The 15,202-nt window shown below is 71.3% G+C and carries 18 protein-coding genes; 9 read left to right on the top strand and 9 right to left on the bottom strand.

Annotation, left to right across the window (positions count from 1 at the left end; all coding sequences use genetic code 11):
- The first annotated feature begins 2 nt into the window (after positions 1-2).
- Together AB0A63_RS29465 and AB0A63_RS29460 are read left to right on the top strand one after the other, a co-directional pair.
- Entirely contained in the window at positions 3-908 is a 906-nt protein-coding gene (locus AB0A63_RS29465) for a DUF4328 domain-containing protein (protein ID WP_360397014.1), read from the top strand.
- 58 nt (positions 909-966) lie between these two features.
- Positions 967-1,938: a glycerophosphodiester phosphodiesterase gene (locus AB0A63_RS29460; protein ID WP_360397013.1), complete on the top strand. Its 972-nt coding sequence runs from the start codon at positions 967-969 to the stop codon at positions 1,936-1,938.
- Positions 1,939-1,978: 40 nt separating this feature from the next.
- Here AB0A63_RS29460 and AB0A63_RS29455 read toward each other — a convergent pair whose 3' ends face one another.
- Complete coding sequence (locus AB0A63_RS29455; protein WP_360397012.1) at positions 1,979-3,166, bottom strand: cytochrome P450; 1,188 nt, start codon at positions 3,164-3,166, stop codon at positions 1,979-1,981.
- Between the two features lie 88 nt (positions 3,167-3,254).
- On the opposite strand from AB0A63_RS29455, the gene AB0A63_RS29450 reads away from it, so the two are divergent.
- The 5 genes from AB0A63_RS29450 to AB0A63_RS29430 all read left to right on the top strand — a co-directional run bounded on the left by AB0A63_RS29450 (position 3,255) and on the right by AB0A63_RS29430 (position 6,763).
- On the top strand, positions 3,255-3,995 hold the full coding sequence (locus AB0A63_RS29450; protein ID WP_360397011.1) for a glycerophosphodiester phosphodiesterase family protein: 741 nt from the start codon (positions 3,255-3,257) through the stop codon (positions 3,993-3,995).
- 26 nt (positions 3,996-4,021) lie between these two features.
- Positions 4,022-4,957, top strand: coding sequence for a DUF5926 family protein (locus AB0A63_RS29445; protein WP_360397010.1), 936 nt, complete (start codon positions 4,022-4,024; stop codon positions 4,955-4,957).
- Positions 4,958-5,006: 49 nt separating this feature from the next.
- Entirely contained in the window at positions 5,007-5,345 is a 339-nt protein-coding gene (locus AB0A63_RS29440; protein WP_360397009.1) for a DUF952 domain-containing protein, read from the top strand.
- 136 nt (positions 5,346-5,481) lie between these two features.
- On the top strand, positions 5,482-5,952 hold the full coding sequence (locus AB0A63_RS29435) for a SigE family RNA polymerase sigma factor (RefSeq protein WP_360397008.1): 471 nt from the start codon (positions 5,482-5,484) through the stop codon (positions 5,950-5,952).
- A gap of 1 nt (position 5,953) precedes the next feature.
- Complete coding sequence (locus AB0A63_RS29430) at positions 5,954-6,763, top strand: hypothetical protein (protein ID WP_360397007.1); 810 nt, start codon at positions 5,954-5,956, stop codon at positions 6,761-6,763.
- A 97-nt stretch (positions 6,764-6,860) separates the two neighbouring features.
- On the opposite strand, the gene AB0A63_RS29425 is transcribed toward AB0A63_RS29430, so the two are convergent.
- The 4 genes from AB0A63_RS29425 to AB0A63_RS29410 form a co-directional block, all read right to left on the bottom strand.
- Positions 6,861-7,421, bottom strand: coding sequence for a ferritin (locus AB0A63_RS29425; protein ID WP_360397006.1), 561 nt, complete (start codon positions 7,419-7,421; stop codon positions 6,861-6,863).
- Between the two features lie 103 nt (positions 7,422-7,524).
- The gene (locus AB0A63_RS29420; RefSeq protein ID WP_360397005.1) at positions 7,525-8,766 is read right to left on the bottom strand and encodes an arginine deiminase; all 1,242 of its coding nucleotides are present in this window, start codon (positions 8,764-8,766) and stop codon (positions 7,525-7,527) included.
- Between the two features lie 93 nt (positions 8,767-8,859).
- Positions 8,860-9,630, bottom strand: coding sequence for a CPBP family intramembrane glutamic endopeptidase (locus AB0A63_RS29415; RefSeq protein ID WP_360397004.1), 771 nt, complete (start codon positions 9,628-9,630; stop codon positions 8,860-8,862).
- 22 nt (positions 9,631-9,652) lie between these two features.
- The gene (locus AB0A63_RS29410) at positions 9,653-10,417 is read right to left on the bottom strand and encodes a DUF2470 domain-containing protein (RefSeq protein WP_360397003.1); all 765 of its coding nucleotides are present in this window, start codon (positions 10,415-10,417) and stop codon (positions 9,653-9,655) included.
- Between the two features lie 78 nt (positions 10,418-10,495).
- On the opposite strand from AB0A63_RS29410, the gene AB0A63_RS29405 reads away from it, so the two are divergent.
- Together AB0A63_RS29405 and AB0A63_RS29400 are read left to right on the top strand one after the other, a co-directional pair.
- Positions 10,496-10,960: a hypothetical protein gene (locus AB0A63_RS29405; protein WP_360397002.1), complete on the top strand. Its 465-nt coding sequence runs from the start codon at positions 10,496-10,498 to the stop codon at positions 10,958-10,960.
- A complete protein-coding gene (locus tag AB0A63_RS29400; RefSeq protein ID WP_360397001.1) occupies positions 10,957-11,409 on the top strand; it encodes a hypothetical protein in 453 nt (150 codons plus the stop codon). The genes AB0A63_RS29405 and AB0A63_RS29400 overlap by 4 nt, the downstream gene beginning before the upstream one ends.
- 4 nt (positions 11,410-11,413) lie before the next feature.
- Here the strand turns inward: AB0A63_RS29400 and AB0A63_RS29395 are convergent, their stop codons facing one another.
- From AB0A63_RS29395 to AB0A63_RS29380, 4 genes are read right to left on the bottom strand one after another with little or no spacing between them, the layout of a single operon-like run.
- Positions 11,414-12,556: a VWA domain-containing protein gene (locus tag AB0A63_RS29395; protein ID WP_360397000.1), complete on the bottom strand. Its 1,143-nt coding sequence runs from the start codon at positions 12,554-12,556 to the stop codon at positions 11,414-11,416.
- Positions 12,553-13,185: a helix-turn-helix domain-containing protein gene (locus AB0A63_RS29390; RefSeq protein ID WP_360396999.1), complete on the bottom strand. Its 633-nt coding sequence runs from the start codon at positions 13,183-13,185 to the stop codon at positions 12,553-12,555. The genes AB0A63_RS29395 and AB0A63_RS29390 overlap by 4 nt, the downstream gene beginning before the upstream one ends.
- Complete coding sequence (locus AB0A63_RS29385; RefSeq protein ID WP_360396998.1) at positions 13,185-14,348, bottom strand: fumarylacetoacetate hydrolase family protein; 1,164 nt, start codon at positions 14,346-14,348, stop codon at positions 13,185-13,187. Before AB0A63_RS29385 ends, AB0A63_RS29390 begins: the two co-directional genes overlap by 1 nt.
- Positions 14,345-15,103 (bottom strand): hypothetical protein, encoded by a 759-nt coding sequence (locus AB0A63_RS29380; RefSeq protein WP_360396997.1) that lies wholly within the window; start codon positions 15,101-15,103, stop codon positions 14,345-14,347. Before AB0A63_RS29380 ends, AB0A63_RS29385 begins: the two co-directional genes overlap by 4 nt.
- Positions 15,104-15,202 lie beyond the last annotated feature (99 nt).

The following is a 15,202-nucleotide window of genomic DNA, read 5'->3' as shown; positions in this document are numbered from 1 at the left end:
CCGTGCAGCCGCTGCAGCCGATGCGCGTGGACTGGGTCGCGACACCGCCACCCGGTGCGTACCCGCAGCCCTCGCGCCGGTCGCAGCGGCTGCGCTACGGCGGTCCGCCGCACTACCCGGTGCCGCCGCGGTGGGGGTTCCCGCTGCTGGCGTGGCGCTGGCCGACGGCCGTGCTCGACACGGCCGAGAGCGGCGACTCCGTCGACGGGGTGCGCCGGATCGGCAGGACCGCGCAGAACACGCTGTGGCTCGTCGCGTTCGTCGCGGTGTGGGCGGCGCTGTCCGAGGTCTGGCGGTACGTGCTGCTCGCGATGAGCCGCTACGGCGCGCTCTCGGCGGGCGTGGTCTCCACGTCGGACGCGATGGTCGTGTCCTCGTCGGCGATCCTGCTGGTCGGCTGGCCGCTGGCGTTGATCTTGACGGTGCTGTGGGTGCGCCGCGCCAGGAACGTGGCCGCGATGATCGTCGGCTACGGCCCGTCCCGCTCCAACCGCTCCGCGCTGCTCAGCCTGTTCGTCCCCGGTGTGAACCTGGTCGTGCCCGGCTCGGTGCTCGCCGAGCTGGAACACGCGGTCGCCCGCCGTCCCGCCGGCGAACGCCCCCGCCCGTCCCGGCTGCTGCTGTGGTGGTGGGGCCTGTGGGCGTCCTCCGGCGTCCTGTTCGTGATCACCATGCTCTGGCTGCTGCGCGACGGCACCCAGGCCCAGGCCGACGGCGTCCTGCTGCACGCGCTCGGCGACCTGGTGCTCGCCGGCGTCGAGGTCACGACCGCACTGGTGATCCGCCGCACCACGACCCTGCTGCTGCCGGTGGACGCCGCGTCTGTCCGGCTGATGCGCGTCGTCGAGGTGAAGGACGCCCCGGCACCACCGCTGCGCTCCTTCCGCCCCTCCGGTTCGCCCCGCTGACCTCCGCCGTTCCCGCGGCGGCCTTCCCGGCGTCGCGCGGGACTGCCAGGTTGGGGGGATGCGGACACTCATCGGGGCCCTGGTGATCGCGCTGGCCACACCGGGCCTGGCGGCTGCGCACCCGCACCGCGACTTCGACCTGCAGGCCCACCGCGGCGGCATCGGCCTGACCGTCGAGAGCACCCTCAAGGCGTTCGGCAAGGCCCTCGCGCTCGGCGTCACCACCCTCGAACTGGACCTCCAGATCACCAGCGACGGCCGCGAGGTCATCACCCACGACCGCAGGACGAACCCGGCCAAGTGCCTCGACACCGCACCGGCGTTCCCCGGCGACCCCGCCTGGCCCTACGCGGGCAAGTACGTGAAGGACCTGACCTTCGCCCAGGTCAGAACCCTCGACTGCGGCAGCACCCGCTGGTCGCAGTACCCGGACCAGGAACTCTCACCCGGCGCCCGCATGCCCACCCTGGCCGAGCTCTTCGCACTGGCCCGCGCCCACCGCGCATGGGGCGTCCGCTTCAACATCGAGACCAAGGTCGAAGCCGCCGCGCCGCACGAGACCGCCCCGCGCGAGCAGTTCGTCCGCCGCACCGTCGCGGAGGTCCGCCGCTCCGGCTTCCTGCCGAACGTGACGGTCCAGTCGTTCGACTGGGGCACCCTGATGCGCCTGCGCGAGGTCGAGCCCCGCATCCCGCTGGTGGCGCTGACCCAGCCCGACTTCCTGCGGCCGGGGTCGCCGTGGACCGGCGGCCTCGACCTCGCCGACTTCGGCGGCAGCGTGCCGAAGGCGGTCAAGAGCTTCGGCGCGAAGGCCCTGTCGCCCGTGCACACGATGACCACGCGCGAGCTGGTCACCGAAGCCCACGGACAGGGCCTCGCCGTCATCCCGTGGACCGTGGACGAGGTGCCGCGGATGCACGAGGTGATCGACGCCGGGGTCGACGGCCTGATCACCGACCACCCCGACCGGCTGCGGACGGTGCTCGCGGAGCGCGGGTTCACGCTCCCCCGGCGCTACCCGCGCCGCTAGTCGGTCCCGACGGACCGGCCGAAGTGCCCAGGTCGTCCGATCAGGCCCCGTCGGCGAGCATCAGCGAGTGCAGGCCGCGGATCACGAACTCCGCGCGCCGGTCGGGCTGCTGCGCGAGCACCGCGCCGGGCAGCTTGCGGTGCAACGCCGACAGCGCCGCCTCCACCTCGATCCGCGCCAGCGGCGCGCCCAGGCAGTAGTGGATGCCCATGCCGAACCCGAGGTGCTGGTTCTTCTCCCGGCCGATGTCGAGGTCGTCGGGGCGGTCGAACACCAGCGGGTCGCGTGCGGCCGCGCCGAGCAGTGCCGCGATCTTCTCGCCGGGCTCCAGCACGTGGCCCGCGATCTCGACGCGGTCGGTCGCCGTGCGCTCGAACAGCTGCAGCGGCGAGTCGTAGCGGATCAGCTCCTCGACGGCGGTGGGCAGCAGCTCCGGCGTCAGGCGCTCCCACTCCGAACGGTGCTCCATCAGCGCGTACACGCCGTTGCCGATCACGTTGACCGTGGCCTCGTGGCCCGCCATCAGCAGCAGCACGGCGGTGGCGACGAGCTCGTCCTCGGTGAGCCGGGCACCGTCGGTGTCGGTGACCGCGACCAGGTCCGACACCAGGTCGGCGCCGGGGGAGACGCGGCGCAGCGCGATCAGCTCGCGCAGGTAGGCGACGAACTCGGTGGCGGCCCGCTCGGCGGCGTCCTGCTGCTCGGGCGGCAGGCCGTACTCGTACATCTTCACGATCGCGTTCGACCACGGCTGCAACAGGTAGCGGTCGGAGGCGGGCACGCCCAGCAGCTCGGCGATCACCTCGACCGGCAGCGGTGCGGCGACGTGCGCGAGCAGGTCGGCCTGACCGACGTCGGAGACCTTGGCGGTCAGCTCGTCCACCAGCCGGTCGGCCAGCTCGGCCACCCACGGGCGCAGCCGCTCGACGTGCCCGCGGCCGAACGCGGCGGCGACCAGGCGGCGCAGCCGGGTGTGCACCGGCGGCTCGTTCTCCAGCAGCGAGTTGCGGTGCAGGAGGTTGAACGACAGGAACCGCTCCACCGGCTTCACGTCCGACCAGAGGCGGCCCAGCGAGCGGTGGCGCAGGACGGCGGAGCAGGCGGCGTGCGAGACGGCGACGGCGATGCCCATGCCCTCGTGGTGGTGCACCTCACCCGCGGCCCGCAGCGAGGCGAAGGCCGGGTACGGGTCGGCGATGAACGCGGGATCGCGCTGGTCGAACGTCACAACGCGGACGGTAAGTCGAGGTGGCGCCGAAGTCCACGGTGAGTTGATTGACGTCTCAAATTGTTGTTCGAGAACTAAGGTGCGACGTGTGCAGCAGCCATCAGTCGTCGCGCACCGCGGTGCCTCCACCGACCGCCCCGAGCACACGATCGGGGCGTACGAGCTCGCGTTGGAGGAAGGCGCGGACGGGCTGGAGTGCGACATCAGGTTGACCAGGGACGGCGAGCTCGTGTGCGTGCACGACCGCACGCTCACCCGCACGTCCGACGGCCGCGGCACGGTCAGCGCGCTGACGCTGGCCGAACTGCAGCGGCACGACTACGGCAGCTGGCACCGGCACGGTCAGCCGGCCGGGCTGTTGCGGCTCCACGAGCTGCTGGAGCTGGTCAAGGACACGAACGTGCAGCTGTTCATCGAGACCAAGCACCCGGTGCGCTACCGCAACGAGGTCGAGCGCAAGCTCGCCGCCGCGCTGGAGGAGCACGGGCTGCGGGAGCAGATCGTCATGATGTCGTTCTCCGCGAGCGCCGTGCGGCTGTTCCGCGAGCTCGCGCCGGACGTCCGCACGGTCCTGCTGCTCGACCGCCTCGGCCGGTACCGCGGCGGTGCGTTGCCGCCGTTCGCCGACTGCACCGGACCGGGCATCCACCTGCTGCGCCGCGATCCCGGGTACGTCGACCGCGCCCGCAGGGCGGGCCACGAGACGTACGTGTGGACGGTGGACGACGCGGACGACATCGCGTTGTGCCGTGACCTGGGCGTCCGCTACCTCGCGACGAACGCCCCGGCGAACACGCGCCGCCTGCTGACGGCTAACTTGGCGACCTGACAAGCCTGAGCACGAGGAGGGCCGAGGTGGCCAAGCGGACCGCTGTCAAGGACGCACCGAAGGACGGGATCAACCCGAAGCAGCCCTGCCCGTGCGGCTCCGGCAAGCGGTACAAGGCCTGCCACGGTGCCCCCGGCGGTGCGGCGGACGTGATCGTGTCCCGCCCGTTCGAGGGGCTCGCCGCCGAGTGCGAGCTGATCGCGCTGCGCGAGTTCGTGCCGTCCGCCGTCGCGAAGCTGCCGGTCAAGGACGGTCGCGAGGTCACGCTGGCCACGGTGCTGCCGACGGCGGCGGCCGGTCTGATCCGCGGCGACGACGTGCCGTTCGTGGGTCTGCAGGTGCAGACGCGCTCCGGTGACATCAGCCGCGACCTCGCGCGGGCGCTGCTGTGGGCGCAGCAGGCGAAGACCGGTGAGGTGCTGTCGGTCGTCGGCCCGGACAACGGCGAGCACCCCGGCCGGTTGCAGGACCTGCTCGACCCCGAGGCCGAGATCGTGCCGCAGCTGCACACCGACTTCATCTGGTGGATGCCGGAGGGCACCGAGCCGACCGGTGACGTGGCGCTCTCCCTCGAACGCGCGAACGCGGCGATCCTGCCGACCGACCGCGTGGACGCGCCCGGCGTGAAGGCCGCCTACTGGGTGGACGCGGGCGACAAGGCGCACCTGCGCTGGGTCCGCCCGGAGCCGGAGGAGAAGCTGATCCCCGCGATGGCGCGGCTGGCCGCCCGCGGCGAGCTGGACCTGGGCGAGGGCTCGCGGTACGCGGGGTCGTTCCGCGCGCACGGCCTGCTGGTGCCGGTGTGGGACCTCGACCGCGAGATGCACGCGCGTGAGTGGGCCGACCCGGCGGAGGCGCTGGGCAAGCGCCTGCTGGAGGCACTGGCCTCGGACGAGCCGCTGACCGACGCCGAGCGCCGGGCCCGTGACGGCCTCCGGGGCCGCCAGATCACCCTGCGCTGACGCTCGGACCGAGTTGTACACAGGGTTGTCCACAAGGAGCTGTGGATAAGTGCTGCTGCACATCATCTCGACCGCCGACTGGGCCGCGGCCCGGTCGGCGGGTTCGATCACGCCCGCCGCGGGCGAGGAGTTCGTGCACTGCTCCGACCGGGGCGTCGTGCACGTGACGGCGGGCAAGTTCTTCCACGGGCGCGACGGGCTGCTGCTGCTCGTCGTCGACCCGGAACGGCTCGGCGTGCCGGTGCGGTGGGAGGCCGTGCCCGACTCGCCGCTGTGGTTCCCACACGTGTACGGCCCGATCCCGGTCGAGGCGGTCGTGCAGGTCCACGACTTCCCGTGCTCACCGGACGGGTCTTTCGTGCTGCCGGAGGCCGTTGCCGTTCCGTGACGCGGCGGTGGCAACCGGTTGCCGCGAACGTGCGTGATCTCCTCGATGCCAGGTTGCTCGGGGGAGAGGACGTGCCGTGACCGCGGTGCTGCAACTTGAGTGGGCCGCGGCCGGCGGCGGAGGAAGAGCGGAAACCGTGGGGGATTTCGCTGAGTTCGTGCGCATGTCGATGCCGGGGCTGCTGCGGTACGGGCACGCCCTGACGGGCAACCCGCACGACGCGGCAGACCTGGTCCAGTCGGTCCTGGAGAAGGTGGGCTCGCGCTGGCCCGCCGTGTTGCGCAAGGGGGACGACCCGCTCGCGTACGTGCGCAGGGCCATGGCGAACACGCACATCAGCACCTGGCGCCGGCGTCGCCGCGAGAACCTCGTGGCGGACTTCCCGGACACGCCGGTGACGTCGGACCTGAGCCGGCTCGAGCACGAGCCGCTGTGGCAGGCGCTGCGCGACCTGCCGCCGAGGCAGCGCGCCGTGGTCGTGCTGCGCTACTACGAGAACCTCAGCGAGGCCGAGATCGCGCACGCGCTGGGGATCTCCTGCGGCACCGTGAAGAGCCAGGCCAGCAAGGCGATGGCGAGTCTGCGGACACGCCTGGGGAGGGACTGACGTGAACGTCGAGGACGAGCTGCGCCGGCTCTTCAAGGACGACGAACGCCTCGATCTGCACGTCTCGTCCCGTGCGGAGGAGACGGTCGTCCGCGGTGCCCAGCGCCGCCGGCAACGCCGCAGCACCGCCGCCGGGGCGTTCGCGGTGGTGGTGCTGATCGGCGCCGGCGTGGGCCTGGTGCAGCTCAGGCACGGCCCGGTGGACACGGACGTGGCCGGGTCGGCGCTCTCGACCTCCGCCCCGTCCACGACGACCCCGCCGCCGTCGACCACCGTGATCACCGAGACGATCACCGTGCCGGCGGACGTGCCTCCCACGAGCGGCACCCACCCCGGCAACGGCAACGGCAACACCGGCAGTGGCAGCACCACGAAGTCGACGACGGGCACCACGACGCCGCCCCGCGCCCCGGAGGCGGCGGCACCGGTCTACAACAAGCTGCGGCTGACGATGACCGAGGCCGACGCGCTGAAGACCGAGATGCTGGTCCCGCCGAAGCCCCAGCCGGACGAGGCGTGCAAGAACTACGCCATGACGTCGGTGAACGACCCGAATGCCGTCATCATCTCCGCGGCCAGGGGAATCGTCCGGATCACGTTGCCCGAGTACGCCAAGACGTCGAGGAACATCGGCGCCGGGTCGACGGTCACCGATCTCAGGAACGCCTATCCGACCGCCACCCAGAACGGTTCGGAGCTCGTCGTGCAGATGAACACGTCACCGAAGTGGTTCTACGTCTTCGAGAACGACGGCACCACGGTCAAGACCGTGCGCATGCGCCTCGCCGACAGCGACTGTTCCGGAGCTTGACCCGACGTGGCCGAAGCGGCGGAGAACTGAAAAGGCCCGTCTCACCGAATTCGGTGGGACGGGCCCCAGATCAGGCACTCAGACGTGCGGAGGAAAACTACAGCGCGCCACCGGCGGCCGTGGGAGCACTCGGGTCGGCGCCTTCGTCGCCCACGTTCTCGCGGGTGAGGAAGTTCTCCACGTAGAACATGTTGCCGTCCGCGCGGTCCATGATGGTGAGCAGCGTCTTCATCGAGGAGACCTCCTCGACCTGCTCCTTCAGGAACCACTGCAGGAACTGCTCGCCGATGTAGTCGCTCTCCTCGCGAGCGGCCTGGGCCAGCGCCACGATCTGGTCGGTGACCTGCTGCTCCTGGCGCAGGGCGAGGTCGACGAGGTCGCGCGGCGCCTTGAACTCGTTGATCGGCGTCTCGGTGCCGGGAATGACGACCCGGATGTCGTTGTCCATCAGGAAGCGCACGATCATCATGGCGTGGTTGCGCTCTTCGAGGGCCTGCTTGTAGAAGTGCGCCGCGAGGCGCGGCAGGTCCTCGTTGTCGAACCACACCGCGAGCGCGGTGTACTGCTGCGAGGCGGAGAACTCGTGACCGACCTGGGCCTGCAGCAGCTCGTGGAACTTCGACTTCTTGGACAGGATCTTCTTCACGTTCGAGGCCATGCGGAGTACGGTAGCCGAAAACAACGGCTCCTGCATTCCAGGAAAAGCTAACCTTTGTTTGGAAAGGTAATCCAAACAAAGGTTAGGCGTTCCTAAGGAAAAATCAGACCAGCGGAGCGCGGTCGATCGGGCACGACATGCAGCGGGGGCCGCCGCGGCCGGAACCCAGCTCGGAACCGGCGATGCGGAGCACCTCGACGCCGGCGTCCTCCAGTCGCGCGTTGGTCTCCACGTTGCGCTCGTACGCCACGACCAGACCGGGGCCGACCGCCAGCGTGTTGTTGCCGTCGTCCCACTGCTCGCGCTCGGCGGTGACGACGTCCAGGCCGGTGTCGATCACGCGCAGGCGCTCGATGCCCATCGCCTCGGCCGCCGCCTCCAGGAACGGCACCGGGCCGTCCACGCGCACGCCGCCGTCGCCGTCGGACCGCAGCGGGTAGGCGGTGAGGGAGTCGCTGATCGCCGGGTACATCACCACGGCGTCGCGGTCCACCATCGTGCACACGGTGTCGAGGTGCATGGTGGCGCGTTCCTGCTTGATCGGCACCGCCAGCACCGTGTGCGCGAGACCGTCCGCGAGCGCGGAGCGGGCGAACGACTCGGCGCCGGCGGGGGTGGTGCGCTCGCCGACGCCGATCGCGATCACGCCGGGCGCGAGCAGCAGGACGTCGCCGCCCTCCAGCGGGGCCGAGTGCGCGCCGTACGCGCGGCCGGTGCGGCGGAACCGCGGGTGGTAGGCGTAGATCAGGTCCGTCAGCGTCGTCTCGCGGTCGCGGGCGGGCAGTGCGAGCGACGTGATGGCCACGCGGTCGCCGACCCACACCGACGAGTCGCGGGTGAAGAGCAGGTTCGGCAGCGGGTCGACGGCGAAGTCGATCGGCAGGTGCATCTTGCGCACCAGCGACGCGCCCTCGGCGGCGGGCAGCTCCTCGAACGTCATGCCGGTCGTCAGCACCTGCGCCAGCTGCGGGGCCGGCAGCGAGGTGAGGTGGCTGCGCAGCGCGTCGGCCAGGTCGATGCCGAGGCGGCGCTCGTTGACGGCGCTGTGGATGCCCGCGATGCGCGCGCGGCTGTCCTCCAGGGCCTGCACCAGGACGTCCGACAGCAGCAAGACCTCAACGCCACGCGAGGTCAGCGTCGCGGCGAACGCGTCGTGCTCCTCCTGGGCCCTGCCGACCCACGGCACGCCGTCGAACAGCAGCTGGTCGTTGTTGCGCGGGGTGAGCCTCTTGAGCTCGTTGCCCGGCCGGTGCAGCAACACCGTGCGCAGGGGGCCGACCTCGCTGTCCACGCGCGGCGCGGCGTCCGGGAGTGCTTCGGTCTCAGCGATCGTGTGCGCAGTCACCGGACGAGCGTAACCCTGAACAGCACAAATCGCCGCTCCAGAGCCTGAAATGGCAACGAATGCGGTGCAATCCCGCCAACTACCGTCGAATCATTAAGGCAACCAGCTGACTTTGCCGCGCAACATTGTGTAGCCCACGAACGCCACCACGTCGAGGATGGTGTGAGCGATCACCAGCGGCCACAACCGCCTGGTCCGCTGCCAGTAGAAGCCGAACACCAGCCCCATCACCAGGTTGCCGACGAACCCGCCGAAGCCCTGGTAGAGGTGGTACGAGCCGCGCAGCACGGCCGCCGCGAACAGCGCTGTGTACCGCCGCCACCCCAGCTGTTCGAGCCGGGTGATCAGGTACCCGACGACGAGCACCTCCTCCGCCCAGGCGTTGCCGGCGGCGGCGAGGACCAACGCCACGCTCATCCACCACTGGTCGTCCAGGGTGGACGGTTGCACCGCGAGGTTCAGCCCGAGCCCCCACGCGGCGAAGTAGAACGCGAGCCCCGGGATGCCGATGACCGCGGCGAGACCCAGCGCGCCGAGCGAGTCGGCGAGCTTGCGGGTGCCGTCCAGGCCGACGACCCGCAGCTTGATCCCGGTGCGCCACAGCAGGTAGAGCCCGATCCCGCCCCACGCGGCGAGCTGCAGCACGCTCAGCAGCTGGGCGACGAGGTCGAGCAGGTCGGCACGCGCCTGCGGGACGTTGATCGCGACCGACTGCTGGTTGAGCGGGGTCGGCTGGAGCAGGCTGTCGACCAGTCGCACGAGGCTGCGCAGGCCGGACAGGCCCAGCGTCATGCTGAAGACGATCAGCAGCTCGATCCGGTAGCCGCGCTTCTCGGCGTCGGGGATGAGCGCAGGTTCGGTCACCCGGCTGACGCTACCTCGGTGATCAGCGCTGGGAGAGGAACGGGCAACCCATCAGGCGGCGCAGCTCGGCGGCGAGCTCGGTCGGCGTGCTGACCGGCCTGGAGAACGCGATCCGCACGTCGTGGTCGTCGCACTCCGCCTCGACCCGCAGCCGCAGCCCGAACCGGTCGAGCCCGAGCGGCCGCACGTGCCCGTTCCGCAGCTCCTCCGGCAGGTGGCGGGCCAGCTGGCCGACGACGTCGCGGTGGGCGGCCTCCAGGTGGCGCAGCCAGTGGTCCTCGTTGCCGCAGAACGGGTCCGGTGTCGCGCTCGCGAACTGCTCCGGCCGCACCGACGACGTGCCCTCGGCGTCCGCGATCACCAGCGAGGCGGGCGTCAGCCGCAGCACCGCGGCACCGTGACCCGCGTCGAGCAGCCGGTGGTCGGCCCGCACGTCGGCGACCGCGAGGACCTCGTCGCGCGCCTCCTGGCCGTCGAGCGCGGTGACCCAGCCGGTGAGCCACAGCAGGCCGCGGACGGGCTCGCGCAACGCCACCGGCGCCTGGTCGGCGATCTCCAGCATCGCCGTCACCTCGGCGCGCGGGGCCTGCCACAGCTGACCGACCAGCGGGTGCTCGTCGGCCAGCAGCAGGATCGCGGTGCCGCACGGGTGGACGTGGTGGAACAGCGGACTGGTCCGCGTTCCCGCCTGGGGGAGCAGCGCGGCGCTGCCACCGCGAGCGGCGATCGTGCGCGCGCGCTCGGCGGCATGCGGGGCCGGCGGGCGCCTTGTCTGGGTGTCGGTCACCGCTGCACCTCCTCGAAGGTTAGGCAAGCCTAACTTAGCCGTGCTCGTCCTGGGAAGCGTCACCTGTACGGTGGACAGGTGGTCGTGCCCAACAAGCCGTCCACCGAGGTGACGGCGCTCGATGACCAGTGGACCCGGCACTGCGTCGACCGGGCGAGCCGCCGTGCCCTGGTGTGGACCGTCCTGGCCGGTGCGGCCTTCGTCCTCCAGTTCGTCCTGGTGCTCACGTGGTCGTGGTCGTCGCCCGTGGCGCTGCTGCTGCTCTTCTTCGCGGCAGTCGTGCTCTGGCGGGTGACACGCCGTCGACCGGTGCGTTTACCGGAAGGCGAACCGTGGCATTTCGCTCGTGCGGAGTGGGAAGGAGGGCGTCTGGTCGTGATGGGGTCACCGCCTCTCTTGCTGACCGTGCACGTCGGTCCGTTCCTGCGCGGGCGGATCGCGCGGCACAAGCGCGTCTGGTTCGTCCCGCCGGACGCGGCCGGCAACACCGTCGTCACCTTCCGGGGAGTTCCCCAGCTCATCCCTGCGCGCGTGCACACATGATGCTCGGGACGTGGAGCGACACCTGCCTCGCGCGAGCCGACCGCCGCGCGGTCGGGCACATCCTGTTCGGGGTCGCGGTCTTCTGCGGCGTGCTGTGGGTCGACTGGATCTGGCTCACCGTGCTGTCCGTGCCGGTCGTGCTGGAGCTCGCCGCACCCGGCCTGCGGCACTTCTTCCAGCGCCGCGGCACGCGCCAGCTCATCGAGCGCTTCCCGTGGCGGCAGGTCGGGGTGCGGTTCGTGCCCGGCAAGCGCATCGGGCGACAGGCCTACCTGCGCGTCGACGGCTCGGAGAACGACCTGCGGCTGCCCGAGATCCCCGAACGCGCCCGCGTCCTGGTCCGACACACCGGCCGGATCTGGGTCGCCGGACCGGACGAGCGCGGCCGGGTCGTGGCGATGACCCGCGGTCTCGCGTTCCTGGTGCGCGGCCGGGTCGTGGACCGCTAGCGGGCTAACGGCCCGTCGCGATGCCCTTGGACTCCGCCCATTGCGTGAGGTCGTCCTTGCGCAGCGCCGCCGCCAGCAGCTCCGGGAACTTGTCCGGCGTGCAGGCGAAGGCGGGCGCTCCCAGCGCGGACAGCTTCGCCGCCAGGTCGTGGTCGTAGGCCGGGGTGCCGCTGTCGCTCAACGCCAGCAGGTTCACCACCGTGACACCGCTCGCGACCAGCTCGCGCACCCGGCGCTGCAGCTCGGTCTCCGACCCGCCCTCGTACAGGTCGCTGATGATCACCACTACCGTGTCCGTCGGCCTGCGGACCTGCGTCTGCGCGTATGCGACCGCGCGGTTGATGTCCGTGCCGCCGCCCAGCTGCGCGGAGAACAGCAGGTCCACCGGGTCGTGCAGCAGGTCGGTGAGGTCCGCGACCTCGGTGTCGAACACGACGAGCCGGGTGGAGACCGAGCGGATCGAGGCGAGCGCCGAACCGAGGACGGCGGCGTGCACCAGCGAGTCCGCCATCGAACCCGACTGGTCGACCAGCAGGACCACGTCCCGCATCGCCGCGGCCCGGCTGCGCCTGCGGTGGCCGATCAGGTCCTCGACGACCACCGTCCGGTGCTGCGGCTGGTAGTTCTTCAGGTTCGCCTTGATCGTGGTCGCCCAGTCGACGTCCGGCAGCTGCGGCCGGTGCGTGCGCTTCGACCGGTCCACGGCACCCCGCACGGCCTCGACGAGCCGGTCGGCGATCCGGCGCTCGATGTCCTCGACCACCTTGCGCACCACGGCCTTCGCGGTGTCGCGGGTGCGGGCCGGGATCGCGCGGGAGAGCTGCAGCAGCGTGCTCACCAGGTGCACGTCCGGTTCGACGGACTCCAGCAGCTCCGGTTCGAGCAGCAGCTGGCGCAGGCCGAGCTTCTCGACCGCGTCCCGCTGCATGACCTGGACGACCGAGGTGGGGAAGTACCTGCGGACGTCGCCGAGCCACCGGTGCAGCTGCGGCGAGCTGGCGCCCAGACCCGCACCGCGGTCACCGCCGCCGCCGTAGAGACCGGTCAGCGCGCCGTCGCGGCGTTCGTCGTCACCGTCGAGCTGGGCCACGTCCTCGGCGCTCGGTCCCAGCAGCAGACGCCACCGCCGCAGGCGCTCCTCGGTCATTTGAGAGCGGCCGCCACTTCTTCGGCCGCACGCACGACATGAGGGCCCACGACGTCCGCGTCGAGCTTCTCCAGCGCCACCACACCCACGGACGCCCGCAGGCCCGGTACGCCCCGCACGGGCGCCGCGACGCCGTACGCGTTCGGTTGCAGCTCACCCGCAGAGACGACCCACAGCTCGCCCGGCTGCGAGATGGCCTTGCCGGCCGCCCCGCGGTGCACCGGGTGGCGGGAACCCACCCGGTACGCCACGTGGAAAGCGGTCCACGACGGTTCGACGACGGCGACGGCCTGCGCCTCACCGCCGTCGGCGACGGTCAGGTGCGCGGTGGCGCCGACCTTCTCCGCGAGCTCGCGCAGCGCCGGGTTCGCCGCCATCCGCAGCTGCGGCAGCACGTTCGCCGCGAGCCGCAGCACGCCCAGGCCCAGCCGGACCTTGGACCCCTCGCGGCGCACGAGCCCGCGCGCCTGCAGGGGCACCAGGAGCCGGTAGACGGCCGCCCTGGAGGCGCCGATGGCCGTGGCGAGCTCGGAGATCGAAGGAGCCTCCGACTCCGCCTCCGCGACAGCCTGGAGGAGCGCCAGACCCCGTTCCAGGGTCAGCGAGCTCTCCTTCGTCGCTCCGACCATCACGCACTCCGAACTGTGCCCACCACCTCGGCGAGACCGACCACCGAACCTCCCTCGCCGGGCGCCGTCGCGGTCAGCCTGACCGTGTCGCCGTCCTCCAGGAACGTCCGCGTGGAGCCGTCGTCGAGCTTGAACGGTTCCTTGCCGCCCCAGCTCAGTTCCAGGAACGAGCCGCGTTCGTCCTTCTCCGGCCCGGAGACCGTGCCGGAGGCGAACAGATCACCTGGGCGCACGGTAGCCCCGTTCACCGTCATGTGGGCGAGTTGTTGCACAAACGACCACGACATCTCGCGGAACGGCGGCCGCGCGACGATCGTGTCGTTCAGCTCGACCGTGATGGTGATGTCCAGACCCCACGGCTGGTCGCAGGTCAGGTAGTCGTGCAGCTTGTTCGGCAGCGGCGGGGTCGGCACCCGTGCCACCGAGAACGCCTCCAGCGGCGTGATCCAGGCACCGATCGACGTGGCGAACGACTTGGCCAGGAACGGGCCGAGCGGCTGGTACTCCCATGCCTGGACGTCGCGCGCCGACCAGTCGTTGACCAGCGCGACGCCGAAGACGTGCTCGGCCGCGCGGCTGGTCGACACGTTCGCCGCCTGCGGGCCACCGCAGACGAACCCGACCTCGGCCTCGATGTCGAGCCGTTCGGACGGGCCGAACTTCGGGCCGTCGCTGCCGCGCTTCTGGCCGTTCGGGCGCTTGATGTCCGTGCCGGAGACGTACACCGTGCCCGCGCGGCCGTGGTAGCCGATCGGCAGGTGCGTCCAGTTCGGCGTGAGCGGGTCGCCGTCGGGGCGGAACATCCGGCCGACGTTCTCCGCGTGGTGCATGGAGCTGTAGAAGTCCACGTAGTCGCCGACCGTGAACGGCAGCTTCGCGGTGTCGATGGGCACGAGCTCCGCACCCTTGGGAGCGGACGTCCCCCTGACGATCTCGCGCAGCTTCGCCCGCAGCGCGCTCCAGACCGGACGGCCGGCCTTGAGCAGGTCGTCGAGCGAGTTGCCCTGGACGTACTCGCTGCACTTGCCGAGCCCGAGCGTCTTCAGCAGCAACGCCTGGTCGCCCACGCGCACGGCGACACCGTCGGCCACCACGCCGTAGGGCAGGGTCTGCGGGCCGAACGGCTGGTCCTCGGTGAAGTTCGGGTCGCTGATCCAGCTCACAGCAGTCCCAGCTCCTCGAGGTCGGAGACCGGCTCGGAGAGCGAGCACGAGCCGTAGCTCGCGAAGACGCCGCGGACCGCGTGGGCGGCCTGGTCGCTCAGCGCCTTGGCCTCGGCGGTGAGCGCCGCGGCGTCGGTGCTCGCCAGCGCCTCGCGCACGTCCCGGCCGCTCAGCGATCGGGCCGTGGCGACGAGGAGGTTCAGGAAGCCGTGGTGGGTGAAGCCCTGCTCGTCGGTGTAGCGGACGGCCCGGTGCAGGCCGGCGGTCGCCTTGAACGCGACCCCGCCACCGCTGACGACGGACAGGAAGTCACCGACCTCCTCGACGCTCGGGAAGTTCTCCTGGCTCAGCCCGCCGCAGCGGAGCTTGGGCCAGCTGCCGTGCTCGATGACCCTGCGCACGCCGTCGAGCCACTCTGGCCCGCCGCGCCGGGGTTCCACGACGCGGATGACGTCCTCGGGGACGAACTCCGACACGCGTTCGAGCCACACCTCGTCCACATCGGACGGTGCGGGCATCTCGACCATGCGCAGGGCGAGCAGCTCACTGCGCGACTCGACGATCGACACGGCCTTCGGCACGCCGCCGAGGCCGGTGTCGATCACGAGGCTCAGTGCGATCGGTTTGGGGGGCTTGACCTTGATCAGCTCGGTGATCAGCTCGGCGAGCCGGGAGGCCGGGCACAGGAAGAGACCCATGACGCCAGACCACTCGCCGACTCGTCCGTCGAGGTGACCGCGCACCGCGTCGGGCATCGACGCGTTCCCCGGAGGGAACAGCGCGGCATCGTCCACAAGCCTCGCGAGCAGGGGCGGAGTACCGCGCGGACCGGGCGCACGGAGTTCGACAGCGCT

It is taken from the genome of Lentzea sp. NPDC042327, assembly GCF_040647275.1.
Taxonomy (GTDB): domain Bacteria; phylum Actinomycetota; class Actinomycetes; order Mycobacteriales; family Pseudonocardiaceae; genus Lentzea.
The sequence above is the reverse complement of the archived record's forward strand: the minus strand, read 5'-3'. Positions and strand labels throughout refer to the sequence as shown.

Bases quoted from the DNA above. Each gene is read 5' to 3' on its own strand.
- AB0A63_RS29460 (WP_360397013.1), top strand. From the start codon at position 967: ATGCGGACACTCATCGGGGCCCTGGTGATCGCGCTGGCCACACCGGGC.
- AB0A63_RS29425 (WP_360397006.1), bottom strand. From the start codon at position 7,421: ATGGCCTCGAACGTGAAGAAGATCCTGTCCAAGAAGTCGAAGTTCCAC.
- AB0A63_RS29400 (WP_360397001.1), top strand. From the start codon at position 10,957: ATGATGCTCGGGACGTGGAGCGACACCTGCCTCGCGCGAGCCGACCGC.
- AB0A63_RS29395 (WP_360397000.1), bottom strand. From the start codon at position 12,556: ATGACCGAGGAGCGCCTGCGGCGGTGGCGTCTGCTGCTGGGACCGAGC.
- AB0A63_RS29390 (WP_360396999.1), bottom strand. From the start codon at position 13,185: ATGGTCGGAGCGACGAAGGAGAGCTCGCTGACCCTGGAACGGGGTCTG.
- AB0A63_RS29380 (WP_360396997.1), bottom strand. From the start codon at position 15,103: ATGCCCGACGCGGTGCGCGGTCACCTCGACGGACGAGTCGGCGAGTGG.